The organism is Eremococcus coleocola ACS-139-V-Col8 (genome assembly GCF_000183205.1).
GTDB classification, from domain to species: domain Bacteria; phylum Bacillota; class Bacilli; order Lactobacillales; family Aerococcaceae; genus Eremococcus; species Eremococcus coleocola.
Genome location: NZ_AENN01000017.1, coordinates 132,118 through 157,826, shown reverse-complemented (window position 1 = coordinate 157,826; position 25,709 = coordinate 132,118). Strand labels below are relative to the sequence as shown.

At 38.8% G+C, this 25,709-nt stretch carries 24 protein-coding genes and 1 pseudogene; 21 read left to right on the top strand and 4 right to left on the bottom strand.

The genetic code is table 11. From position 1 onward, the window contains the following. Positions 1 to 105 precede the first annotated feature (105 nt). From pgeF to efp, 4 genes are all read left to right on the top strand, one after another. Positions 106 to 840, top strand: coding sequence for a peptidoglycan editing factor PgeF (gene pgeF, locus HMPREF9257_RS07485; protein ID WP_006418744.1), 735 nt, complete (start codon positions 106 to 108; stop codon positions 838 to 840). A 75-nt stretch (positions 841 to 915) separates the two neighbouring features. Continuing rightward, entirely contained in the window at positions 916 to 1,185 is a 270-nt protein-coding gene (gene rpsN / locus HMPREF9257_RS07480; RefSeq protein WP_006418790.1) for a 30S ribosomal protein S14, read from the top strand. A 123-nt stretch (positions 1,186 to 1,308) separates the two neighbouring features. Next, on the top strand, positions 1,309 to 1,962 hold the full coding sequence (locus tag HMPREF9257_RS07475) for an HD domain-containing protein (protein WP_006418877.1): 654 nt from the start codon (positions 1,309 to 1,311) through the stop codon (positions 1,960 to 1,962). Positions 1,963 to 2,022: 60 nt separating this feature from the next. Next, positions 2,023 to 2,580, top strand: a complete 558-nt coding sequence (gene efp / locus HMPREF9257_RS07470) for an elongation factor P (RefSeq protein WP_006418793.1) — start codon at positions 2,023 to 2,025, stop codon at positions 2,578 to 2,580. Positions 2,581 to 2,688: 108 nt separating this feature from the next. Here the strand turns inward: efp and HMPREF9257_RS07465 are convergent, their stop codons facing one another. The 3 genes and pseudogenes from HMPREF9257_RS07465 to HMPREF9257_RS09025 form a co-directional block, all read right to left on the bottom strand. After that, positions 2,689 to 3,417 (bottom strand): GntR family transcriptional regulator, encoded by a 729-nt coding sequence (locus HMPREF9257_RS07465; RefSeq protein ID WP_006418778.1) that lies wholly within the window; start codon positions 3,415 to 3,417, stop codon positions 2,689 to 2,691. 75 nt (positions 3,418 to 3,492) lie between these two features. Next, a complete protein-coding gene (locus HMPREF9257_RS07460) occupies positions 3,493 to 4,035 on the bottom strand; it encodes an LOG family protein (protein WP_006418815.1) in 543 nt (180 codons plus the stop codon). A gap of 28 nt (positions 4,036 to 4,063) precedes the next feature. Beyond that, positions 4,064 to 4,642, bottom strand: a pseudogene (locus tag HMPREF9257_RS09025) (alpha/beta hydrolase family protein); the annotation flags it as partial. Between the two features lie 287 nt (positions 4,643 to 4,929). On the opposite strand from HMPREF9257_RS09025, the gene HMPREF9257_RS07455 reads away from it, so the two are divergent. The 8 genes from HMPREF9257_RS07455 to HMPREF9257_RS07420 all read left to right on the top strand — a co-directional run bounded on the left by HMPREF9257_RS07455 (position 4,930) and on the right by HMPREF9257_RS07420 (position 12,972). Beyond that, positions 4,930 to 5,502, top strand: a complete 573-nt coding sequence (locus HMPREF9257_RS07455; RefSeq protein ID WP_006418975.1) for a LemA family protein — start codon at positions 4,930 to 4,932, stop codon at positions 5,500 to 5,502. 238 nt (positions 5,503 to 5,740) lie between these two features. Beyond that, the gene (locus tag HMPREF9257_RS07450) at positions 5,741 to 6,499 is read left to right on the top strand and encodes a hypothetical protein (RefSeq protein WP_006418812.1); all 759 of its coding nucleotides are present in this window, start codon (positions 5,741 to 5,743) and stop codon (positions 6,497 to 6,499) included. 13 nt (positions 6,500 to 6,512) lie between these two features. After that, a complete protein-coding gene (locus HMPREF9257_RS07445) occupies positions 6,513 to 7,598 on the top strand; it encodes a D-alanine--D-alanine ligase (RefSeq protein WP_006418719.1) in 1,086 nt (361 codons plus the stop codon). 34 nt (positions 7,599 to 7,632) lie between these two features. Next, complete coding sequence (locus HMPREF9257_RS07440) at positions 7,633 to 9,051, top strand: UDP-N-acetylmuramoyl-tripeptide--D-alanyl-D-alanine ligase (RefSeq protein WP_006418944.1); 1,419 nt, start codon at positions 7,633 to 7,635, stop codon at positions 9,049 to 9,051. Positions 9,052 to 9,132: 81 nt separating this feature from the next. Next, positions 9,133 to 10,713, top strand: coding sequence for a degradosome RNA helicase CshA (cshA, locus tag HMPREF9257_RS07435; RefSeq protein ID WP_006418896.1), 1,581 nt, complete (start codon positions 9,133 to 9,135; stop codon positions 10,711 to 10,713). Between the two features lie 20 nt (positions 10,714 to 10,733). After that, positions 10,734 to 11,132 carry a holo-ACP synthase gene (gene acpS, locus HMPREF9257_RS07430; protein WP_006418893.1) on the top strand — a complete coding sequence of 133 codons (399 nt, stop codon included), beginning with the start codon at positions 10,734 to 10,736 and terminating at the stop codon, positions 11,130 to 11,132. A 15-nt stretch (positions 11,133 to 11,147) separates the two neighbouring features. Then, the gene (alr, locus tag HMPREF9257_RS07425) at positions 11,148 to 12,335 is read left to right on the top strand and encodes an alanine racemase (RefSeq protein WP_006418948.1); all 1,188 of its coding nucleotides are present in this window, start codon (positions 11,148 to 11,150) and stop codon (positions 12,333 to 12,335) included. Positions 12,336 to 12,345: 10 nt separating this feature from the next. After that, on the top strand, positions 12,346 to 12,972 hold the full coding sequence (locus tag HMPREF9257_RS07420; protein WP_006418731.1) for an MBL fold metallo-hydrolase: 627 nt from the start codon (positions 12,346 to 12,348) through the stop codon (positions 12,970 to 12,972). A 277-nt stretch (positions 12,973 to 13,249) separates the two neighbouring features. On the opposite strand, the gene cbpA is transcribed toward HMPREF9257_RS07420, so the two are convergent. Further along, positions 13,250 to 13,882: a cyclic di-AMP binding protein CbpA gene (gene cbpA, locus HMPREF9257_RS07415; protein WP_006418810.1), complete on the bottom strand. Its 633-nt coding sequence runs from the start codon at positions 13,880 to 13,882 to the stop codon at positions 13,250 to 13,252. A gap of 220 nt (positions 13,883 to 14,102) precedes the next feature. Here cbpA and HMPREF9257_RS07410 point away from each other — a divergent pair, with 220 nt between their 5' ends. The 9 genes from HMPREF9257_RS07410 (at position 14,103) to HMPREF9257_RS09310 (ending at position 25,668) form a co-directional block, all read left to right on the top strand. Then, on the top strand, positions 14,103 to 15,500 hold the full coding sequence (locus HMPREF9257_RS07410) for a hemolysin family protein (protein WP_006418862.1): 1,398 nt from the start codon (positions 14,103 to 14,105) through the stop codon (positions 15,498 to 15,500). A 79-nt stretch (positions 15,501 to 15,579) separates the two neighbouring features. Continuing rightward, a complete protein-coding gene (locus HMPREF9257_RS07405) occupies positions 15,580 to 16,266 on the top strand; it encodes an O-methyltransferase (protein WP_006418898.1) in 687 nt (228 codons plus the stop codon). Next, a complete protein-coding gene (locus HMPREF9257_RS07400; RefSeq protein ID WP_006418901.1) occupies positions 16,253 to 17,077 on the top strand; it encodes a Cof-type HAD-IIB family hydrolase in 825 nt (274 codons plus the stop codon). Before HMPREF9257_RS07405 ends, HMPREF9257_RS07400 begins: the two co-directional genes overlap by 14 nt. Before the next feature lie 96 nt (positions 17,078 to 17,173). Further along, a complete protein-coding gene (locus HMPREF9257_RS07395; RefSeq protein ID WP_006418951.1) occupies positions 17,174 to 18,550 on the top strand; it encodes a L,D-transpeptidase family protein in 1,377 nt (458 codons plus the stop codon). 178 nt (positions 18,551 to 18,728) lie between these two features. Continuing rightward, positions 18,729 to 19,433: a response regulator YycF gene (yycF, locus tag HMPREF9257_RS07390; RefSeq protein ID WP_006418916.1), complete on the top strand. Its 705-nt coding sequence runs from the start codon at positions 18,729 to 18,731 to the stop codon at positions 19,431 to 19,433. A gap of 2 nt (positions 19,434 to 19,435) precedes the next feature. Then, complete coding sequence (walK, locus tag HMPREF9257_RS07385; protein WP_006418733.1) at positions 19,436 to 21,292, top strand: cell wall metabolism sensor histidine kinase WalK; 1,857 nt, start codon at positions 19,436 to 19,438, stop codon at positions 21,290 to 21,292. Further along, a complete protein-coding gene (locus HMPREF9257_RS07380) occupies positions 21,289 to 22,686 on the top strand; it encodes a hypothetical protein (RefSeq protein WP_006418727.1) in 1,398 nt (465 codons plus the stop codon). The genes walK and HMPREF9257_RS07380 overlap by 4 nt, the downstream gene beginning before the upstream one ends. A 2-nt stretch (positions 22,687 to 22,688) precedes the next feature. Then, positions 22,689 to 23,537, top strand: coding sequence for a two-component system regulatory protein YycI (gene yycI, locus HMPREF9257_RS07375; protein ID WP_006418865.1), 849 nt, complete (start codon positions 22,689 to 22,691; stop codon positions 23,535 to 23,537). Positions 23,538 to 23,757: 220 nt separating this feature from the next. Further along, positions 23,758 to 25,668: a DUF2207 domain-containing protein gene (locus HMPREF9257_RS09310; RefSeq protein ID WP_176686290.1), complete on the top strand. Its 1,911-nt coding sequence runs from the start codon at positions 23,758 to 23,760 to the stop codon at positions 25,666 to 25,668. Positions 25,669 to 25,709: the final 41 nt, after the last annotated feature.

Below are 25,709 nucleotides of genomic sequence, written 5' to 3'. Positions count from 1 at the left end.
CCAGCTCCTTGCTTTCTTAATCGTCGTTATTATACAATGAGTGCACTAAAATTAATAGCAATTGGCTTAGCGATAAGAATTGGAAAACTTAATAGGAGGACAAAGATGGTGGAAAATACATTTATCAGTCAAGGACTTCATTATTTTTTAGCAGGGTCTGATTTTGACTTTCGGTATGCTAAACAAGGTCAAGCAGTCTATGATCAACTGAATAAAATGATAGCCAGTATGGCCGTGCAACCGAGTCAGATTTACTTAGGCCACCAAGTTCATGGCAATAAAATTGTTAGAGTAGGACAAATGGAAGGAAAAGCCTTTGGTCCGGCTACCATCTACCCTTACACGGATGGCTTGATTACTGATCAAGCTCAAGTTGCTTTGGTGATTAAGTTTGCGGATTGTACGCCCATTGTGCTCCATGATCCTAAGCAAGGTGTGTTAGCCTTGCTCCATTCAGGTTGGCGGGGAACTAAACGAAAGATTGGTCCTAAGGCTCTAGCGATGATGGTGGAGGATTATGGCTGTCGGCTGGAAGATATTCAAGCTCATATTGGGCCTTCTATTGGCCAAAGTGATTATGAAGTTGGCTTGGATGTATATCAGGCTTTTCAAACTAATCCAGACTATCTAACTTTCTTTGAACCTCATGCCGAAGACAAATATCTTTTAGATATGAATGGACTTAATCAACACTTATTGGAGGAAGCGGGCTTAGATCGCGGTCAGATTCAAGTGGACGAACGCTCGACCTTTCAAGATTCAGCCCTTCATTCTGCGCGTCAAGAGGGCAAAGACTATGGTCTGAATGCGATTGCTGTCATGATGGAAAAAATTGCCTAAAAGACTTGCTTTTTTTTAACAAGAAGAGTATCTTATAAATCGTAACCATTACTGTTATAAAAAATAGGAGGATTTATGGCTAAGAAATCAAAAATTGCAAAATATGAAAAACAGTTAGCCCTTGTAGAAAAATATGCTGACTTAAGACATGAATTAAAGGAAAAAGGGGATTATGAAGCCTTAAGAAAATTACCCCTCGATTCCAATCCAGTTCGTTTAAAATACCGTGATCGCACGGATGGGCGTCCGCGCTCATATATGCGTAAGTTTGGTATGTCTCGGGTTCGTTTTAGAGAATTAGCCCATAAGGGACAACTGCCTGGTGTCAAAAAAGCTTCATGGTAGGCGAAAATTATATCGTTTAATTGCTAGTATGAGTCAAGCAAGTTAAGTCTTGCGCTCATATTTTTTTTGGATATCTCTTATCGTCAATCTTTGTTAAGATAGAAGAGAGAAAAGAGGTGTGAAATGACCAATCAAACGATCATTGATTATGTTAAAGCTGAATTGAGTCAGGATAAAACAGGTCATGCTTGGGATCATATTGAGCGGGTGGTTGCAAATTGTAGGCAACTCCTCGCCAAGTTAAACAAAGTGGTAGATGAAGAAATCGTCATTACTGCTGCCTATGTCCATGACTGTTTGGATGATAAATTATTTAATAATCCTGAGGAAAAAGAAGTACAATTAAAGCACCATTTATTAAATAATGGCTTAAGCACAGACCAAGTAGTTACCATTATTGATATCATCAAAAACCAATCCTTCTCAGCCAATTTGACGAGCCGTCAGGCTTTAAGTTTGGAAGGACAAGTCTTACAAGATGCTGACCGCTTGGATGCCTTGGGTGCAATAGGAATCGCTCGGACTTTTTATTATGCTGGGGCCAAAGGAAATCCGCTGTATAACCAAAGTTCTGTTCGGACACAACTCGACAAAGCTGCTTACCGTCAAGCAGAGAATTCGTCGATTAATCATTTCTATGAGAAGCTCTTAAAGTTAGAAAATCTGATGAATACGGAAGTGGGTAAAAACGAAGCCCATAAACGAACGGTATTTATGCAAGAATTCCTCAGTAATTTTTATCAAGAAATTGGACAAGCGCCTTCAGACAATATATAGTATAAAGTAGCGTCTTTATGCTATAATAGTGGAGTATTTTAGAAAAAGGAGAATGTATTTATGATTTCAGCATCCGATTTAAAAGCAGGAATGACTTTCTTGCAAGATGGTAAGTTAATTCGCGTCTTAGAAGCGAGCCACCATAAACCAGGTAAAGGTAATACCATTATGCGTATGAAATTACGGGACGTCCGTTCAGGGGCCACCTATGAAACTTCCTTCCGTCCTGAAGAAAAATTTGAACGTGCTTACTTAGAAACTAAGGAAGTTCAATACTTATATGCTATGGAGGGTACCGCCGTATTCATGGACTTAGAAACTTATGAACAATATGAAATTCCAGTCGATTCCATTGAAAATGAATTATTATATATTTTAGAAAATGAAAATGTTAAAATTCAATTCTTTGGTTCAGAAGTGATTGGGGTTGAATTACCTTCAACCGTTACCCTTAAAGTGGTTGAAACTCAACCTTCAATTAAGGGTGCCACTGTGACTGGTTCTGGTAAACCTGCTACTATGGAAACGGGTCTAGTAGTTAACGTACCTGATTTTATCGAAACTGGTGAAAGTTTAATCATTACTACTGCAGATGGTTCATACCAAAAACGTGCTTAATTAAAGTAAAGAATTAAAAACACGAGTCGAGAGCATTTGCTCTTGGCTCGTGTTTTTTGCTTTGTCTAATAGAGGCAATGGTCTATTTCATCTTTAATAAGGTCTTAATTAAGACTCTTTATGCCGGACATTAAAGGAAACAATGCCATATTGGTCTGGTGCAAACCGGACGGTGGTGTGTTCGAAGAGTTGTCCGAAGTCAGTGTAGACAAAGTTTTCTAGGATGCCGACACAATTATAAGCATTGAGGGTGATAAGATCGTAGTCATGGGCATTGGCACCTTCAACTCGCATGACTGATTTAGAAGCAGCGATTTTAAAGTCTAATTCTTGATCAATATAATCATAGATGGATGATTCAAAAATTTCTTTTGTGACTGTTCCAAGAATTGATTTTTTGAAATAGGAGGTATCGTACATGGTCGCTTGATGGTTTACTTTACGTAAACGCTCCACAAAGTAGACGATATCACCTACATTAAAAGAAGTAATCTTGGCAATAGATTTATCCACTGTAATTTCTTCAAAAGCTGTCACAATCGTCTCTTTATCGTTGAACTTATCTGAATTTAAATCAATCATCCCTTGGAAATTACCAGAACGTGAAAATAGAAAGTCAGCGTTGTTATTCTCTAAGACAGCAACGCCACGGCCCTTCACACTATAGGACCAACCTTCAGAATTTAATTGTTGGATTGCCCGCCGGACAGTATTTCGGCTAGCAGAAAAACGTTCAACCAATTCCATTTCGGTAGGTAAGAAGCCCGTTTGACGAAAACGACCCGCAACAATTTCAGATTTCAGTGTTTTATAAATATGATCAAATTTATTTTGCATGGAACCCCTCCCTGTTTAAACATATTATAAATGATTTTATTAAAAAATAAATAGGTCTGTCTCAAAAATCGTATTTTAGTTTGAATATTTGGCAAGTATGTTTGCTATTTCGGTCAGACTCTGACAGAAATAAACATGTTGGAAGCTTGTGTTATCAATAAAAGCAACATCGACCATCTTTTTTAATAAATTGGCTAAGTCGTCGTAATAACCATTGATGTTATAAATAATACAAGGGGCATTGCCGCTCTCCATCCGCAGCCAAGCGAGGACATCAGCGACTTCTTCTAGGGTGCCTGGTCCGCCTGGTAGGGCAATAAAAGCTTGGCCTGCTTGGATAAGAGCTTCTTTGCGTTGACTCATAGTGTCAACTTCAATTAATTTATTTAAGTGGGTATGGTTAAGTTCAGAATTATTTAATACTTGGGGCACAATTCCGGTAACTTGACCTTGGTTGGCTAAGACGGCATCTGCTAGCAGTCCCATCAGTCCAGTCGAAGAACCACCGTATATTAGTTGGTGGTCTTGCTCAGCTAACCATTGCCCAAGTGCTTGACTCGCTTCCTGAAATTGAATTTGATTACTGGTTAAAGAACCACAAAAGACCGTGATGTTCATGTCATTCCTCCTATTAAAATTAATGGGTTTAAAACCAATCCAGTACATGGTTTAAACGGGCTAAACATAAATTGGGCAGGCCTTGTCTTGAAAGGCCATGACTTGACTTGGGATAAAGGATTAGGTCTGAGTCAACACCGCTTCGTTTAAGTGCCCGATACATCTGCTCCTCTTGTTCATGGGGGCAGCGGAGGTCATCGAGGCTATGAAGGAAACGAGTGGGTGTTTTAGCGGCTTTAGCATAAGCTAGGGGAGACATTCGCCAAAGATTTTTTATTTGACTGAGGTTGTTTTGTAATTGAAACTCCACAAAATGTGGTCCAATATCTGAGCTGCCATAGAAAGAAATTCAATTACTGATGGACCGTTGTAAAACGGCAGCCTGCCGGTCTGTATGACCGATAATCTAGTTGGTCATAAAGCCGCCATAAGAGCCACCTACAACATAGAGGGCCTTAGGATCAATTTCAGGATGCTGTGCTAACACATCATCTAACCCCAACATAAGGTCTTCATAATCCTTATAGCCATAGTCGCCCAAAATAGCGGCGACAAAATCTTGGCCGTAACCCGCGCCCCCGCGGGGAGTAAGTATGATAAGACCATATCATTGATAATTATTCTCTTCTTGATTGGGACAGGTTTCTAAATAAAAAAATGTCATGGTCTGGATGATATTAAACTTGAATTAAACTATTTAATTGAAATAAGTCTTGGTAGGTGAGTGTAGCCATAGAAATCCCTCTTTTCTATTTATAAAGTAGTATAGCATATCATTTATGAGGTATTAATGAGAAGGGCTTAATGATAGAAAATAGCTATTTTTCGACAAGAAATTAGGGATAGGTTATAATAGACATAAGAAAAGTAAGTAAAGTTTAGGAGGACATAGAAATGAATGGATTAATCATCGTTGTTATAATTATAGCAGTATTGCTACTAATTGCTTTAGCTTGGGCTGGGATTTATAATCGGCTAGTTAAACTAAGAAATTGGGTTGAAGAAGCCTTTGCTCAAATCGACGTTCAATTACAAAAACGGAACGATTTAATTCCTAATTTGGTAAATACAGTGAAGGGTTATGCTAAGCATGAATCAGAAACCTTAGAAGCTGTTGTGAAGGCGCGTCAACAATTGGTAAATCTCCCAAGTGATGCCTCTGCTGCAGAAATCAACGCCCATTCCAATGAATTATCTGGAGCGCTATCTCGTTTATTAGTGGTAGCGGAGCAGTATCCTGATTTGAAAGCCAACACTAACTTTACCCAATTACAAGCAAGCTTGGAAGAAATTGAAAAGCAAATTGCAGTAGCCCGTCAATTATTTAATTCAAGTGTCGCTCAATATAATACAACAATCCAGTCAGTACCTAATAATATTGTGGCGGGAGTTCATCATTTTACTAAAAAAGAAATGTTACAGGCTCCTGAAGAAGCACGGGCAGTACCAACGGTTAATTTCGATTAATCTATAGATTTTGATTCGAGTCATAGGCTAGTTTGAGTCGATTTTTCCAGCTTATCATCTTATCTTTTAGGGATTTCCTAAAGAAGGGACGAGTTGTTAAGATGCTCAAGAAGTGCCTATGGCTTTTTTGAGCTTTACTTTGTAGGGAGCGATTTAAATAGGCTACAAGTCTATTATTTTTTGAGAAAGAATAGTACAATAGTGTTTATGCCAAAGCAATTTAGAGAGGGGGTAAATAATGGGACGGACTAATCTATATATTCATTATGATGCAGTAACTAATCATGTCATGACTCGAGCCATTAACTTTGAAATTCAGGATTTCCCTAAACATTATTTTCCTCAGAATATTATTTTGGCTGAATCAACTTTAGATTTTGGCCGGTTTGATCCTCAGACCAACTTTAAACTGATTCGTGGTGCCAGTGAGATTCAAGTTTATTTTGAATCAGCTCACAAAGAAAAAATGAGGATTTCTAATTGGATTGATTTTGAAACCTTGGAGGATATGCATGGCTTGACAGCTCAAGAAATTGCTGAAATCCTTTATCTCTTCCATGCTAACAAAGCTTTGAAATCAGCATTTTTCTATAAATTGCAAAATAATTATGTTTATTTAACCTTGCCAAATGGGTTAAATAAAGTTTATTACCGGCATGTACAGCATTTCTACCCGCGCTTTCAAAGAGCAATGGTGGTGCATATGAGTGAATTACTAAATGAAAGTCGATCCCTCTTCTTTATGAGAAAAGCTAAGGTTCAGGCTTTACCACTCGAAATTGCCGAGCAAGTAGCACCTATTTTTGTCAACGGGTTAAAAGTCAATTTTCAACAGGCATATGTCAAAGGAAGTCGTCATTTTGTCCCTCTGGATATTGTTGAAGATGAGTTAACCTTATTAACTTTAGATCAAGCACCTAAAAATCATATTGGTTTTATTATTTATGATAGTAATGCGGAAAAATGGAGTCTTGAATTGACTCTAGACCGGGATTAACGGGAGGAAACAAATGAAGATTATTGTATTATATGGCGGATTAAGCCCAGAACATGATATTTCAATTTTATCAGCGACCAATGTTATTAATGCCTTACTTGAAGCAGACTATAGTGTTCAACCTTATTATATAAATAAGGAAGGTAAGTGGTTAAAAGCACCGCTAGTCACAGAAAAGCTAGCATCTGATACTCTTCTTCAATTGAAACAAGCCCATGCCGCTTCTTGGGGAGATGGTAAAGGCTTGACTTCTACAGGCGTCTGGATTCAACCAGGTCAGATTGCTGAGGATGATGCAGTTGTCTTCCCAGTACTTCATGGCCCTAATGGCGAAGATGGAACGATTCAAGGCTTCCTAGAAGTATTGAACTTACCATACGTAGGTGCAGGGGTGACCGCTTCCGCTACTGGAATGGATAAAATCATTTCTAAACAACTCTTTGACCAAGCTGGTTTACCTCAAGTCCCTTATGTTTATTTCGACAAAAGAGACTGGCTCCAAGATCAAAGCCGTTGGATTCAAAAATGTGAGGGCAACCTTCTCTATCCTTTCTTTGTCAAACCTGCTAATATGGGATCAAGTGTGGGGGTTTCACGGGTTGAAAATAGTCAAGAACTGATTAAAGCGGTGGATGTTGCTTTAGAATTTGACCGTCGAATTGTAGTAGAACAAGGTATCTCTGCTAATGAGTGTGAGGTTGCAGTCTTAGGTAATGATGATATTCATGCCTCCGTCGTGGGTCGTTTGGTTAAAAGTAGTGACTTTTATGACTATGATGAAAAATACATCAATAATACAGTTGAGATGGAGATTCCAGCTAACCTACCTGAAGCCGTTTCTGACAAGATTAAAGACTATGCTTTAAAAGCCTATCGGGCAGTTGATGGAACGGGCTTAACCCGGGCTGACTTCTTTGTAACAGCTAACTATGATATTTATATTAATGAAGTAAATACTATGCCTGGCTTTACTCAATTTTCAATGTATCCAAGTTTATGGCAAGCAACGGGCTTAAATTACCGTGACTTAATTGATGAATTAATCCAATTAGCGATTCGTCGCCATCAAGCCAAGGCAAGCATTCGTAAAATCTATTAAGGTCAGTCAATAAAGTTTTAATTAGGAGTGGAGCATGAAAGCAATTAAATTGATGGATGTGGTCAAAGCAGTCCACGCAATCGACTATACGGCCCTAGATCGTTTTATTTCAGTCACAGGTGTCGAATTTGATTCAAGAAAGGTCAAACCAGGAGACCTCTTTGTACCTTTAAGTGGAGGCGCAACCGATGGCCATGATTATATTCAACAAGCCATTAAAAATGGCGCCGTTGCAACCTTATGGTCCAAGGAAGCACAAGCCGCCCCTGCCGACCAAATTGCCATTGTCCTAGTAGATGATACGCTAGTCGCCATGCAAGCCTTAGCTAATTATTATCGGAATAGTTTAAATCCTAAAGTTATCGGTATTACCGGTTCAAATGGTAAAACTACAACTAAAGATATGACAGCCAACGTCCTAAAAGCTAAATATAAAGTTCATAAGACGGAAGGAAATTATAATAACGAAATTGGTTTGCCTTATACTTTATTACAAATGCCAGCTGATACCCAAGTGGTGGTGTGTGAAATGGGCATGAGTGATTTTGGTGAGATTGAGGTCTTATCTAAGATAGCCCAACCCGATATCGCCGTCATTACCTTGATTGGTGAGAGTCATTTAGAATTTCTGGGGTCTCGCGCCAATATTGCTAAGGCTAAGTTGGAAATTTTAAAAGGGCTAAAAGAAGATGGTCTATTTATATATCCTGCTAATGAGCCGCTCTTACAAGAGGCGGGGCAAGCCCTCGGTGACCGTGCTCGCTCATTTGGTCTTGATAACACAGCCGATTTTTATGCTTATGACCTTAAAGAAGATAAGAATAAGACTTATTTCCATACCAACATAGATGACCAAGTCTTGTGCTCAATTCCCGTGATGGGGGCGTATAATGTTGGTAATGCCATGATTGCCTTAACCGTAGCGCAAGAATTAAAAGTACCAATCGAACAGGCAATTTTCCAACTGTCCCAATTCAAATTGACTAAAAACCGGCTAGAATGGTTAACAGCCAGCAATGGGGCCAGCATCTTAAATGATGCTTATAATGCCAGTCCAACCTCAATTAAAGCGGTCTTAAAATCCTTCTCCCAAGTAGAAACACAAGCTGAAGGTCGACGTCTAGTTGCCTTAGGTGATGTCAAAGAACTTGGTCCTGAGTCTGCCAATTACCATGCGGCCTTAAGTCAAGAGATTGACCCTAAAAAAATTGCGAAAGTCTATTTATTAGGTCCCCAAATGCAACATTTATATCAAGCGCTCCAAGCCAAATTCCCTAAACAAGCTTTATACTATACCGAAAATGACCACAAGGCTTTGGTGGCGACTATTCAAGCTGACCTTCAAGTCCAAGACCACTTATTAGTGAAATCTAGTTTAGGAACTGATATGCTATATGTGGTTGGAAAACTAATTGGTGAAGATATTTATAATCCATACCGTACAATTAAATAAAACAATGATACTGTGACCGTTAACCATTTGATAGATGCTTTACGAAATGGAAGACGGTTTTTTATATGAAAGGAATTTATATTGAAATTTTCAGATTTAAACTTAAAAACAGAATTGATCGAGACACTCGACGAATTAGGCTTTGAAGAACCGACTCCGATTCAACAACAAGCTATCCCTTTTGTCCTCCAAGGGCGTGATTTAGTGGGTCAAGCCCAAACCGGGACAGGAAAGACAGCCGCCTTTGGCTTACCGATGTTACAAGGCCTAGATACCGACCACCGTGCTCTACAAGCTTTAATTATTGCTCCAACCCGGGAGCTAGCCATCCAAGTGCATGATGAACTTTATAGTCTTAGTAAAGGCTTAAAAACAAAAGTTTATGCAGTTTATGGTGGTTATTCAATTGGTAAACAAATTGACCGGATTCAAAAGTTAAAACCCCAAGTTATTGTGGGTACACCTGGTCGCCTTTTAGACTTGATGCGTCGTCAAATTATTGATACGTCCTATCTAAAAACTTTAATTATGGATGAAGCCGATGAAATGTTAAATATGGGTTTTATTGAAGATATTAAAGCCATTGTGGAACAAACCCCATCCAGTCGACAAACCTTAATGTTTTCTGCCACCATGCCTAAGTCAGTTCAAAATTTGGCTCAACAATTTCTAACCCAACCAGCTGAAGTGAAAATTGAAGCTAAGCATTTAACGGCAGACTTAATTGACCAATATTTTGTTAAATGTCGAGACTCAGAAAAATTTGATATCTTAACCCGAATGTTAGATATAGAGTCGCCTGATAAGGCCATTATCTTTGCCCGCACCAAAAAACGCGTCGATGAAATTGGCCGTGGTTTGAGTTTACGGGGTTATGATGCTGAATTGATTCATGGGGATGTCACCCAACAAAAACGGACACAAGTCATGAATGAATTCAAACAAGGACGTTTAGAATTATTAGTTGCCACAGATGTGGCCGCGCGTGGAATTGATGTATCGGGGGTCACCCATGTTTATAATTATGATATTCCGCAAGACCCTGAATCGTATGTCCACCGAATTGGTCGAACCGGTCGAGCGGGTAATGAGGGCCAATCAGTAACTTTTGTTATGGAAAGTGAATTGCCTTATTTACGGACTATTGAAAGTTTGACAAAAAATCAAATGACCCCGATGCGTCCACCAACTGACCAGGAGGCTGAAGCGAGCCAAGTGCAACAACTTATTGACCGCTTAAATGCGACCATTGCTGATGGAACCGTTGATCCTTACCGGGCAACAGCTAAACTCTTATTAAATCACTATGAATCAAATGCCTTGGTGGCGGGTTTGTTAAATGAAGTGATTAATAATAATACTGAAATTGAGGTTCAAATCTCTCCACAGAAACCCCTACCGCGGGCTCATAAAGAAGAAAAGGGCAGAAGTAGAGGTAGACGACAATTTGATGGGTGTCAGCGCAAAAAAAATACAGATAAATTTGCTAAAAAAGAAAAGTCTACAAAGAAGTATCCAAAGAATAAAAAAACTGGTAAAAATTCAGATAAGCCAGCTGGTAAGCGACGGGAAAATGCGAATAATGCCAATAAAAGCCGTCACATCCGCCAAGATGGCAGCATAAATACGAATTCTTTCAAAATTCGTAAGAAAGATAAGTAAAATTATTAAGAGGTGAAATTATGAAAATTGGCATTGATATTGTTGAAATTGACCGGATAGCAAGTATTTTGGCCAAGTTTGATAATTTTCCTCAAAAGATTTTGACTGAGCAAGAGTTAGAGGTGTATCAAGACCTAGTTACACGTGACCGGAAATTAGCCTTTTTAGCGGGACGTTTTGCCGCTAAAGAAGCCTATGCTAAAGCTCTGGGAACTGGCTTAGGCGCTGTGGTACAATTAAAAGGCTTAAGTGTCATGAATAATCAAGCAGGCCAGCCCTACTTTGCTCAGGCTCCAATTATGCAAGGCGTAGCCTTGTCGATAAGCCATGAACGCCATTATGCGGTATCTAGTGTGATTATAAATCAGGGTGACCAGGAATTGAACCAAGCCCTTCAAGCCCTTCAAGCTAAGAAATAAGGAGTGTTATTGAAAATGATAGGATATAGTGAACACCGCCCCACCCAAGCAATTGTAAATTTGTCAGCCATTGAGGCTAATATAAAATGGCAGCAAGCTAAGTTAGAGCCTGGCCAAAGTTTAATTGCAGTGGTTAAAGCAAATGCCTATGGTTTAGGTGCTGAACAGGTTGCGCGGACTGCCTTAAAAGCAGGAGCCGAAGGACTTGCGGTAGCGACGGTTGACGAAGGAATTAGTTTACGGAAAGCGGGAATTATTCAGGTGCCTATTTTGGTTTTAGGTCTAACAGATCCTCAAGGGATTGCTGAAATTCTCCATTATAACTTAACTGTCACTGTGTCTGATTTAGATTTCTTCGACCAAGCTTATCAACAATTATTGACGACAGATGACCTATATTTACTCGATAATTTAAAGTTACCCTTCCATTTGGCTTTAGATACTGGAATGACCCGAATAGGTTTAAGAACAGAAACAGAAGTAAGCGATTTTGTTACTAAAATACAAGCCTATGACTGGGTTGACTTCCAAGGAGTTTTCACCCATTTTTCAACCATCGGCGGGGGGCCTCAAGATTATGTGGAATATCAATGGCAACGTTGGTTGGATTTAACCGCTTTGATTCCAGAATCTGTTAAGATTCGTCATTATGCCAACTCTGCTATGGGTCTTTGGCAAGACCGTCAACCTGCTTCGACCTGGGTCCGTTATGGGGTGGCTATGTATGGTCTCGATCCTATGGATCGGATTCCTAGTCATTTTAAAGAACAAGTGGATACTAGCCAATTAGGCCTAAATGAAGAGGACCCTTTACAACCCGCCTTAGAATTAATTTCTGAGATTGTCTATGTCAAAGAAATACCCCAAGGAACCAAGATCTCTTACGGGGCAACCTATCAAAGTTCAGAAAAAGAATGGATTGCGACGATTCCGATTGGTTATGCTGATGGTTGGTTAAGGTCCTATCAAGTGATACCTGTCCTAGTGGAAGGTCATGCCTGTCCCGTAGTCGGCCGAATCAACATGGACCAATTAATGATTCGCTTACCTCATTATTATCCTAAAGGAACCCCAGTTACTTTAATTGGCCCTGACCATGGTGCCTATAATCATATTTCATGGATTGCCCAGCAAACAAGCACCATCGGTTATGAAATTATGACTAATTTAAGTGACCGGATTCCACGGATTTATATTCCTTAGGAGGTAGTATATGAAATTGAATGGTTTTGTAGTCGGTTTAGCCCAAGAAAATACCTATGTTTTGTCTGATGAAATAGGGCAAGCCTTAATCTTTGATCCTGGTGACCAGGCTGACCAATTAATTAATCAGATTGAAGCGGCAGGTCTCAAGCCAATCGCAATTTGCTTGACTCATTGTCATTTTGACCATATTGGAGCGGTGGATGCCTTACGTGATCATTTTGAAATTCCGGTCTATGCCCCCGAACTTGAAGCTGATTGGTTAAGTGACCCTAACTTAAACTTATCGGCTGGGATGGGGCTACCACCAGTCATTCAAGCACCGGCAGATTATTTATGGCAGGAGATGGGCCCGCAAACGATTGGAAGCTTTAACTTTGAACTAGCCCATGTACCGGGTCATAGTCCCGGTCATTTAATTTATCATTTTGCCCAAGAAGACTTAGTTGTTTGTGGCGATACAGTCTTTTATGAAAGTGTAGGACGGACAGACTTCCCGGGCTGCAGCTTTGACCAATTAAAGGCAGGGATTGAAGCTCATATCTTTACTTTGCCAGACGAGACCCAATTGTATCCTGGTCATGGACCTGCAACGAGTGTGGGTCATGAAAAACTACATAATCCTTTTCTAACTTAAAGTTGATATAAAAAGGGAGCGAGCAAGAAGCAGAAAATCTATGATTTTCGCTTGCTAGAGTATTTGGATAAATGTAGTTGAGCTCATACTTTCGCTCAACTACTGGGGCGCTAAGTTGTTTCACCTCCATGCGCCCCAGTAAGTGCTCCAATAGTTGAACAAAGATATGAGTTCAACTTCATTCAATAAAGAAATACAGCACACCACTGCGATTAAATTTAAATATACTAAAAATCAAAAAGGAGCTGGACTTTTTGTCCAGCTCCTTTTTAGGTAATTAATAGGTTTTAAGTGATTTGGCAAGATATCCTTTGCGGTTTAATACAGATACTAAGGTATTAATTTTAATTGGATCAGTTGCTTTATCCAAGGTAATCATAACAAAGGGATGTGGATTTAAAGGGGTTGCTTTAAAGGTTAGTAAAGAAGAATAGGTTAAGTAGCGATGAGTAATCTTTAAAATCCGGTGTAAGTCTCGGATAATATCACTCAGTTCTACGCGAATAACATAGGGAGATTGACCTTCCCAAGCTTTAGAAAGATAACTAGTAAAATCTCCGTGGTAAACTACGCCAACAAAGTGGTGATTTTGGTCTAGAACGGGGATATAGGGAAGATCGCGGATGGTAAACAAGAGGGTATGGAGGGAATCTTGAATATGGACAATTCGTGATGAGTTTTTCAGTAGGTTAGTGACCGATACTTGACCTAAGTCTTCCTGAGGATGGTGAAAGGCGTATTTGTAGATATGATATTTATAAATATTCCCCCGAAATAAACTATTACTTGCATCCACGACTGGGGCACAGCGTTGGTCAGTATCCTCTAGAATCATCAGTGCATCTCGACAATTTAGTGACTCGGGAATAGTTGTGATGTCCTCTTTAGGAATTAATAGTGATTCAATCATATCATCCCTCCTTTAAAATTTTATGTGATTTCAGTAGCATATTGTAACAAAGCCTTAGAAAAATAACAAGGATTTCTCATTTTATTTTAATTAATTATTTTATTTCTTAGTTTATTTCAAGGTGAAAGGAGGGTCGTATCAAGAAAAGATTGCATTTTATGGCTTAAAATAATATAGTATGAAGTGATAAATATTTTTTATAATAAAGGAGAGAAAATTAATGGGTTCCTCGGGGTCCTTGTGGACACAATTATTAACAGTTTTTATTCTTACAGCGATTAACGCTGTCTTTGCGGCATCAGAATTAGCTTTTGTGTCGGTAAATCAAACTAAGCTCATGCAACTAGCTGATGAAGGTAATAAAAAAGCAAAAAAGGTCTTAGCTTTACTAGAAAATTCTGATGATTTCTTAGCCACGATTCAGGTAGCCATAACTTTAGCTGGTTTCTTATCTTCAGCATCCGCTGCAACTTCGTTTGCAGATCGTTTGGCGCCATACCTATCGGCTGTGCCAGGAGCACAAACCCTAGCTGTTGTGATTGTAACCTTAATTTTATCTTATTTAACCTTAGTTTTAGGTGAGTTATTTCCTAAACAAATTGCCTTACAAATGCCAGAACGAATTGCTATGGCAACGGCAGGACCAGTCGGCTTAATCAAGGTTTTTTTCAAACCCTTTGTCAAGCTCTTATCTTTATCGACCAGCCTCTTACAAAAGATTACTCCGATTGAATTTTCTAAAACGGAAGAGAAATTTACCCGAGATGAAATGAAAGTTATTTTACAAGAGTCTCGTAAAGAAGGCTCCATTGACTTGACCGAATTTACCATGTTACAAGGGGTTCTTTCCTTAGATAATAAATTGGCTCGTGAAATTATGGTACCACGGACAGACACCTTAATGATTGATATTGAAGATGACTATCATGAGAATTTAGATACGATTTTAAATAGCCCTTATTCACGAATTCCAGTTTATCAAGATGATAAGGATAATGTCATTGGGATTATTCACTTAAAGAATATTGTTAAAGCTGCTCAAAAACAAGGCTTTGATAATATTGATATTAAAGAGATTATGACGGAGCCTCTAGTGGTTCCTTCAACCATGTTTATTGATGATTTATTAATTGAATTTCGCCGCATCCAAACCCACTTGGCTATTTTATTTGATGAATATGGTGGGGTAGAAGGAATCGTTACCCTTGAAGATATCTTGGAAGAAATTGTAGGTGAAATTGAGGATGAATCCGATGTGGATACCAATGAAGATATTACCAAGATGGATGATAACTATTTCTATATTAATGGTGGGATTGCCATTGAAAAATTCAATCAATATTTTGACCTTGAATTAGAAGCTGAAGAAGTTGATACCCTTGCTGGTCTTATCATTTATCATATTGGTTATGTGCCAGATGATGATGAACAGATTCATTTACGGGCGGGTCAATATGTTTTAACCACTTCTGCGATTGAAAATGGTCGGATACGGGGCATCCAGTTAGTCCGTGATGCAAACCATGACCTAGAGGTTGAATATGATTTAAGTTCGCCGGAAGAACAAGCTAAGTTTAAAGAAAGCTTGGAAGAATTGATTGACGATTCAGAAGAATAAGAATACTTTTGAACAGACCTTAAGAAGACAATTGAAAGACTTCTTACTGGTCTGTTCCTTTATTATGGAGGAAGTAAATATGTTAAATGAAATGATGCACCGGCCCATTGTTATGGATAAAGTCCTTGATTTTATGCGCCACAATCAAAGCTCTTTTGCAGGTGCCTTAGGAGAAATAGAAGCCTATGCTAACGAACGTGAGATTCCGGTGATTCCCCATGAATCGGCTAAGTTTATTGATTTTCTGTGTGCAAGTCTTCAACCCCAGACTATTCTAGAAATCGGGACTGCGATTGGTTTTTCTGCTTCTTTGATGGCCCAGCACCTTGATGGGGGAGGACACTTAACTACAATTGACCGTTATCCTAAAATGTTTGAGCGTGCGAAAGAAAATTTTGTTAAAATGAATTTACAAGATCAAATCACCCTCCTAGAGGGAGATGCCCAGGATATCTTGCCAACTTTAAGTGGCGATTATGATTTGATTTTTATGGATTCAGCTAAAGCCAAGTATGTAGACTTCTTGCCAGAGTGTTTACGGCTTTTAAAGCCTGGTGGCATTCTTTTAATCGATGATGTCTTCCAAGGTGGGACGGTCTTTGATGATGAAAGTCAAATTCCTAAACGAGTCCGTAAAATTCATCGTAAATTAAACGAACTCTTTGAGACAGTTTTGCCTGATTCAAGCTTAAGAACATGTCTTTTGCCCCTAGGGGATGGCTTGATGATGATACGTAATGAAAGGAAATTAGATGGGAAAATTTAAATTAATTGCCCTCGATTTAGACGGTACCTTACTGGATGACCAGAAACATATTCCAGACATTAACTTACAGGCAGTGGCCACTGCTCAGTCTGAAGGGTATCAAGTGGTCTTGTGCACGGGACGCCCTTTAAACGGTGTAATTCCCTATGCTGATCAGGTTTTTGGGCAAGCACCAGCATATTTAATCATCAATAATGGGACGAATATAATAAAATGGCCTCAAAAAGACCTCCTAGTTGATAACTACCTAAAGATTCAAGAAAAAGAAAGTATTTGGTCTTTAGTAGCTCCTTTTTTGGATCAAGGCTTAGAGTTAGCGGCCATATCTTATGATGGACTCTATCTAGTTGGTAAAGAGACGCCGTCTGCTATGATGGAAGCAGAAGCGCGCATCACTTTTTCAGATTTAAGTTTCTTACCAGTTGATCATTTTATCAGTCAAGATGATTTGAATAAGTGTATTTTACTTGGAGAGTCAGCGGTCTTGGATCAAGTTCAAGCTCAAGCAGAGCAGATAAATTTTTCTGTGGTTAACCTAATCCGGAGTCAAGCAAGTATCTTAGAATTTTGCTTACCTGGTATCAATAAGGCCCAGGGTTTGGCGAAACTTTGCCGGACTTTAGGGATACAATTAGAAGAGGTTATGGCAGTCGGCGACCAATTAAATGACTATGAGATGTTAGCGGAAGTAGGTCTGTCGGTGGCTATGGGACAATCTCATCCACAAATTCTAGCCTTAGCAGATAAGGTGGTGGCTTCGAATGAAGCCGGGGGTGTAGCCCAAGCTATTTATGAATTATTAGATAAGTAACGGCAAAAAGTTAAGCATAATTAACATAAAATTCACACTTTCATGTTATCATTCAGATTTGAATGAGAGAATTTATAAAGATAAAGGTGGTAAACAATGAAGAAGCTAGTCCTATCTCTTGTCGGCCTCGTGCTCCTATTAGTTGTAGGATACGGTGCTGGTATTGGTTATTATGCCGATAAATTTCAGGCGAACACAAAATTTGGTTCAATAGATGTGTCAAATTTGAGCCTGGCCCAAGCCCAAGAGAAAATTAAAAAAGAAGTTAATAATCGTCAGGTCACAATTAATGAAAATGGTAAGCAATTAGGTACGATTAAATTGTCTGATTTAAAGCCTAGTTTTGATTTAGAAGATGGTCTTAAACAAGTCTTTAATTCACAAAACCCAAATGCATGGGTGACTTATTATTTTTCAACTACAAAATTTGATAATCAAGTGACAAAAGAAGTGAAGGTTGATAAGAGTCAACTAGGAGACGCCTTGGCAAAATTAGATATTACTAATGAAGACCGAACTCCTACTAAAGAGGCTAGCATCGAATATACAGAGGCGGATGGCTATCATGTTGTGCCGGCAGAAATGGGAAACCAGTTTGATGTGGATAGTTTATCTCAATTAATTCTCGATAATATTAAAACAGGTAAATCAAGTGTAGATGTTAAAGAGGCCTATATTAAGCCAAACGCTAACGGTAATGATAAAAAAATAGAAGAAACCATGGCAGCGATTGATAAGGCGGCATCGACCAAGATAACTCTAGAAATTGATGGAGACAAGGTTGAAGTGCCGAAAGAAGAAATTCTAAAGGCGATTAATTTTAATGATGCAAATGAAATTGTTTATGACCAAGCGACCTTACAAGAATATGTTAAAACTTTAAATGACAAATATGCTACCTTTGATAAAACCCGTAAGTTCAAGTCTACCTTACAAGGTGAAGTGGACGTTTTACCGGGCACTTTAGGGTGGTCAATTGATAGCGAATCGGAAGCTGCCCAATTGGCGGCTGACTTAGAAGCAGGTAAAGATGTTAGTCGTGAACCTGCTATTGTTGGAACTGGCTACGGTAGCACGGGTGACGATATCGGCTCAACTTATGTCGAAATTGATATGGCTAATCAAACCATGTTTATTTATAAAGACGGTCAAATTGTCTTGGAAACTCCAATTGTAACGGGCCGTGTCGGTACTGATACGATACCAGGTGCTTATAGTGTTTGGGACAAGCAAAAAGATGCTGTCTTAAAGGGATATAATTCTCATACGCAAAGAGATTACGCTCAACCAGTGGCTTATTGGATGCCATTTGATACCACCGGCCAAGGAATTCATGATGCGTCATGGCAATCTTCCTTTGGTGGTGACACTTATTTAAATAATGGATCTTTAGGTTGTATCAATACTCCGCCAGATGCCATGGGTCAAGTATTTGAAATTGTTGAAGTGGGTACACCGGTTATTGTATTTTAGTTAATTGAGAGCGGGACAGAAGTTAGGAAATCGGAGATTTTCACGCTTCTGTTCCGCTCCCTTCTTATAAAACTAGAAGTTGAAATTTAAGCAAATAATGCTTGTTGACCGCTTTTATGATAGAATAGACAAGAAGCCGAGTATATAAAAAGATAAACTCTAGTAAGGAGTGAACGAAATGCATAAGATTTTAGTGGTAGATGATGAAAAACCAATTTCTGATATTATTACTTATACTTTAAAAAATGAAGGCTACGATATAGTCACTGCTTTTGATGGTGAAGAAGCACTCGAACAATTTGAAAAAGAAAATCCTGATTTAGTCTTATTAGACCTTATGCTACCTAAGAAAACAGGGCTTGAAGTCTGTCGGGAAATCCGTAAAGATTCAGCGGTACCAATTATTATGTTAACCGCAAAGGATTCTGAGATTGATAAGGTTGTTGGGCTAGAACTGGGTGCGGATGATTATGTGACTAAACCATTTTCTAACCGAGAATTAGCAGCCCGGGTCAAAGCCTCTTTACGGCGTAATGCGCTCGTAACTTCAGATACTTCTGAAACAGAGTCTTCCGATATTGTGATTGGCGATTTGGTAGTGCATCAAGAAGCCTATATTGCTTCCAAACGAGGTCAAGAAATTGAATTGACCCACCGTGAGTTTGAATTACTTCATTATTTAGCTAAACATATTGGGCAAGTCATGACACGAGAACATTTACTCGAAACAGTTTGGGGTTATGACTATTTTGGGGATGTTCGAACAGTGGATGTGACAATTCGACGGTTACGGGAAAAAATTGAAGATCAACCGAGTCATCCATCCTATATTGTCACCCGTCGCGGCGTCGGTTATTTTTTAAAGAACCCTGATCAGGAGTAAGCATGAAACGACGTACATTTCACATTTTTCAATCAATATACTTTAAAATCCCCTTGCTATTCTTATTTATTTTGATGGTTTCTTTTCAATTTATCGGTGTCTTCTTTATTGATAAATTAGAAAACCAATCGGTGAATTCTTTTAAGTCACAGATAAATACGCAAGGGGATTTTTTGGCGAGTAATTTAATTCCTATTTTGACTGATGAAAACCTATCGGAGGATGACCTAACCCTCCGCCTCGATCAAACCATTGATACTTTCTCATCCTCTAATCCTACTAAGATTTGGGTTTTAAATCCGAACCAAACAATTCTGGCCACAGATCAAGATATCGAACGAACCCAAGTCGGGGCCCAATATAATAATGCAGCGGTTCAGGAAGTGCTTCTGTCCCGGTCTAGTTTTGCTGGGGAAATTGATTCAAATACCCGCCAACCTATTTATCAATTGGTTAAGCCAATTATTAGCAATGATTCCCAAGTTCTGGGCGCCATTGTGATTGAAGCAAGTATGGAACATATTGTGACCCAGACCCGGGATATTATTCAATTATTTTTACAATCAGTTCTTTTAGCCATTGTGATTGCGATGACGATTGCTTTCTTCCTATCGCAAGGCTTAACCCGACCCATCGAAAATATTCGCCAACAAGCGATTCGCATTGCGGAAGGGGTTTATGACTATCCTGCTCATGTCTTTGGCAAAGATGAATTGGGCGAGTTGGCTCTGACAATCAATGAACTGGCGGATAAGGTAAAAGATGCCCAAGAATCGACTGAATCTGAAAAACAACGTTTGGATGGGGTTCTACGGCATATGCGGGACGGGGTTATTTCGACCGACCGGCGGGGGCGCGTTGCTTTAGTTAACGATCGTGCTTTGTATCTATTGAATATTTACCAAGAGCAAGCTATAGGCAAATCAATCGTAGAACTATTAGACTTAGCAGATGATTATTCTGTGCATGATTTAATGTTTGAAGATCATGAAGTCAAAATTGAAAAGACCATCAAAGATATTCAGACAATTATAAAGGCCGAATTTTCTGTGATCCGCCGTGACACTGGTTTTGTTACCGGCTTAGTTTGTGTGCTAACGGACGTAACTGAACAAGAGAAAACCAACCAAGAGCGGCGTGATTTCGTATCAAATGTATCGCATGAGTTGCGGACGCCCCTGACTTCCGTTAAAAGCTATAGTGAAGCCTTACTGGATGGGGCTTTGCAAGATACCTCATTGGCCCAACCCTTCTTAGAAGTAATTCAATTGGAAAGTAACCGGATGATTCGGATGGTATCTAACTTACTAGACTTATCTAAAATTGATGGGGGCCAAATTATTTTACAAAAAGATTTAGTGGACTTTAAGCGCGTGGTTGATCATATTGTTGATCGAATGGAGTTTACGCTTGAATCGGGTCAGAGGGATAAAAATTATAAAATCGTTCGACATTATACACCCCGGGATATCTATGTTGATATTGACCAAGACCGAATGACTCAAGTGATTGATAATTTAATTAACAATGCGATTAAGTATTCCCCCGATGGGGGCAAAATTACCATTGGGCTCGAAGATAATCGTGATAGTGTCATCTTTTCTGTGTCTGACCAAGGGTTGGGGATATCCCAAGTCGATGCTGAGCATTTATTTGAACGTTTTTATCGGGTGGATAAGGCGCGCTCACGAGAGCAAGGTGGTTCAGGCTTAGGCTTAGCCATCTCTAAAGAAGTTGTGGAGCTCCATGGTGGACGAATCTGGGTTGAATCGATTGAAAATGAAGGCTCTACCTTTAGCTTCGAGTTGCCGTTTACCAGTATGGATGAACTTGAAGGGGAATGGGAGGAGTTTGAATGAAAGAAAGAAATATAATCACCCTTTTTTTAGCCTTTTTTGTTCTGGTCTCTTTATTATTTTCTTACTATTTACTTTATGATGTGACTGGCTTTTCTACTTTAATTGGACGAGATCAATCAAAAAATACAGTTGATGCTAATATTGCTACACATTCGAATGAAGAATATTATCAGGCGACCCAGTTAAAGCTGACCGATATTTTGACTTTCAAAAATGTAATTGTGCGACTGGATGATCAAGCCTACAAGGTAAACCAAGACGACAAGTTAAATACCTTACTTGGTTATTTAAATAATCAAGCGATAGAAGTCCAAGATAAGGAAGAAAGTTTAAGTCCAGAAGAGTTTAACCAATTATTTAATGGGAATTATTTAGAGTTACAATTTGCTGCCAACCTACCTCTCTCTGTTTATGATCAGTGGATTAAGAATTGGGATAAGCATGAGGATTCCCCCATAAACAAGGTTTTAATTCCTTTAGATGAAAATGAAGAGCAAATTGTTTATCTGATTGATGGAGATAAAAAAAGCTATGTCCAAGCAGAATTAAATTCAGAATTATCGGCGGATGAATTGGCTAGTTTATTTAGAGATGAAAAGCAAGATTTTACTCCTGTCCACCGTTTTTTAGGGGCGCAAGGCTATCATTATTTACCGGTCGATGGGCCTAAAGTAGATTCTCAAGAATATACTCTTGAATTATTGCCAGAATCTCTTTATGTCAGCAAAATGTTTAGCGATGGCTCTGATTATTCTGTGCCAGACTCTAACAGTAATATGAGTGTTTATAAAAATTATCAATATACATTAGAAATTAACCGTCAACAACAAAAACTTGATTATGTGATTAACCGAATATCACAAGGGGAGCAGGTATCTAAAAAAGATCAAGTACTTAATTCCTTTGCGCCCATTTCACGCTATGAATTTTGGAACCATGATTTTAGGATTGAAGATTTTAATAATAGTATTGCCACCTATCGGCGTTATTTGAATGGGATGGCAATCTATAGTCCCTTAACTTCGGTAGACTATGGTGCGGCTTTTGTTCATTTAAGAAATGATGCCTCAGGTGAAATATATCGCTATCAAAGTTCTTTAGTAAATTTCTATGCCCATGTCATCGACCAATCCCAAAGCCAGCAATTAGAAACGGGGCAGGACATCTATGATACGCTCTTGGATTATGGTTATGATATGGATCAGTTTTCAAAAATTGAAATTGCTTATGAGTGGCAAAGTGATATGGAAGATTTCAAAAAAGTAAAATTAATACCTAAGTGGTTCTTGACTTTGGACCATAAGACCTATAGTTTAGATGCCATTAAGAGTGAAGAGTTTGCCACGACTTGGCAAGACCGCATGACTAATATGCAAGATGAGGAGGAAGAATAGGCATGGATTTTAAACGAATCAATGTACTCTTACTTGTCTTTTTCATCGTGTTTGATTTTTACTTACTCCACATGTTATTTACTCGGGTGGAGGCTGATACAGATCAATCCACCCAACAGGTAGAAAGAGCTGTCGAAGATGAGTTAGAAGCTAGAAATATTGGTTTTGAAACTTTAGGTGAAGAAGCCATTCAACTTCCGCTGCTAAAAACGCAAAATTCTAATCATTTAGCTGAAAATATCGGACAATTACAAAATCAAACGGCCACCATGGATAGTAATCGGCAGTTAACGTCGAGTTTTGACCAACCATTAGACTTAGGTTTGGGAATTAATCAAGAAACAGCTGGTTTATCTGATGAACAGTTTAAATTACTCTTGGATAATTTCCTAAGACGGCCTGAATTAGTGATTAATGGTGATCTTTATAAATCATATTGGTACATACCTTCTGAGCGTTTAATAATATTAAGGATGATGGATGAGGAAGGTCATGTAATAATTGATGGCACAGCTGATTTACGTTTATTGCTAGATGAAAACTATCAACTTATTTCCTATACGCAAACCTACCAAGCTGGTTTGAAGCAACTTGATACCCAGGTTCAGGCTCTTTCAGAAAAAGCAGCCATGGAAATTCTGGAAAGTCGGATTGAAACAGCAATTCCTGATAATTCTCAAATTATTACGGCTCGTTTAGCCTATTATCGCTATACTGCCCTTAAGGATTATAATATTTATTCGCCTAGTTGGGAATTTATTTATAGTCGGTCAGACGGAACCTTACGGACAATTATGGTTGACGCCACACGGGGTCAGGTAGTGAATCGGAATCAAGTTATGATCAATTAGTTATATACATTTATTTAAAAATACAACAAACTCCTAGAATAGCCCAGTTTTTGCTTTAACATGTAGTTCAAGCATCATACAAACCGATATAGGTTGGCTGCTTTAGGAGTTTTTCTAATTCATAAATAAAATATTTATTAAATCTGACTCAAAATTAGTTAGGAAAATTTTATTTCATGGTAAAATAAGCTTAAGTAAGTGGAAGGGAATGTGGAAAAGTATGACTAATAAAATAAAAAAGATTTTTAGATTGTTGCTTGCTCTCAGCTTAACTTTTCTGGTCTTGGTATTCGCACCAAGAGTTCAAGCCCAAGATGTGGATTTTGATATCACTGCGCTAGATATTGTTGCTGATGTTGAAGCTTCCGGCGATGTACACTACCAAGAAATTTATACTTATGATGTGAATTATTTTAATGGTATGCGTGTGAACAAGGACTACGGTGGACATACCTTAACCAATTATAAAGTGGGTATTCTCAATTCAGAAACAGGTCAGGTTGACTATCTAAAGGAGTCTAATAATCAAACGGATAATACCTTCTCTTATGTAGATAACGGGCGAGAAGGGACTTTCACTGTTTATCGTCGTACTGAAGATCAAAAGGTTAAATTGGTTTTAGAATATACCTTAGACGGAGTAATTACCAACTACAATGACACAGCAGAATTTAATCAAAAAATTGTTGGTTCAGCTATTGATGAAAGGTTAGATGTCACAGCACGAATTAATTTACCGGGTAAAGTAGCGAATAAAGAAGACTTTCGGGCTTGGGGACATGGCCCAAGTAATGGTCAAGTCTACCCTAAAACAGAGAATAACCAATCGTATATTGAGGTAGAAGTACCGAGTAATCCCTCAAATCAATTTGTCGAAGTTCACGCAATCTTCCCAACATCTTTAACGCCGAATAATACCAATGTTGTGGCAGAAAATAAGAAAGAGAACATTATTGAAACGGAGAATGCTCAGGTGGAAGCAGACCGGAAGGCCCACCAGAAAAACCAACTTATTCTTTTAAGTATTGCAGCTGTTTTTGCTTTACTAGGCTTACCAATGACAGTCTTTTTATACTTCTTTTATTTCAGAGCACGTAAGAAAGCCAATCCTCAACCCGTGCATGTGCCAGACCATGTCTACTCTCTACCAGATGATGTGAGTCCAGCTGTTATGGCAGCGGCGGTCCTAAGACCTGAGCCGAATAGTGATGATTTTTCTGCGACGATACTAGATCTAGCTCGTAAAAAATATATTCATTTAAATGAAATTAAGAAAGAAAAACGGGGCTTTTTAAATTTCGGTACAGATGAGACCTTAGAGATTTCCCTGAATCCACAAGCGCCGAGTCGGGACCTTTTACAAAAACACGAACAATATGTTTTAGATTATTTAACACCTGAAGAAGGTCAAAGCCAAACTTTGGAAGATATTTCAGAACGGATTTCTCACCATAAGTCTTACCGTAAACAACAAAATTCCTATTGGACTCGGTTTAAAAATAATGCAGCAGTCAAAGGGGAACGTCTCTTCGGTCCCAAACCTAAAATCATTAATGCTTTATTCGCTCTATGTGTCCTAGGGATTGTGATGACTGTAATTGCAACTTTCTTAAGTCTCGTGTCTTTCTGGCCTCAAATGGGTTGGCAAGTATGGGTAGCGATTATGATTTGGAATCTAGCAAATATTCTAGCCCTTATTGTGCTCATGGTCTTAGTGTGGAAGAAACCACCTATGACGACCCAACAAGATAAAATGACGAAAGAATGGCAAGGTTTTGCTAATATGTTAGAAGATGTCGGGCAAATGGATATGCGCCAAGTTGCATCTCTACCATTGTGGGACGAATATTTGGTCTACGCAGTTTCCTTGGGGGTGGCGGATAAAGTGATAGATGCCATGAATAAAACCTATGGAGCAGAAGAGCTTGAAACCCTATCTATGCCGGGTACCTTCTATTCCAATCCCTTTTATATTAATCAAATGCTACGTAACTCTGTCTCTGAAAACATTGTATCCGCAGCACCTAAACCTTCTTCCTATTCTGGATCCAATTCAGGCGGTTTCGGGGGCGGTTTCTCAGGCGGATCTTCAGGTGGGTTTGGGGGCGGCTCAGGAGCAGGTGGCTTCTAAGACTTGCAGACTAAGTCTTAGCATGATAAGCTAACTTAATC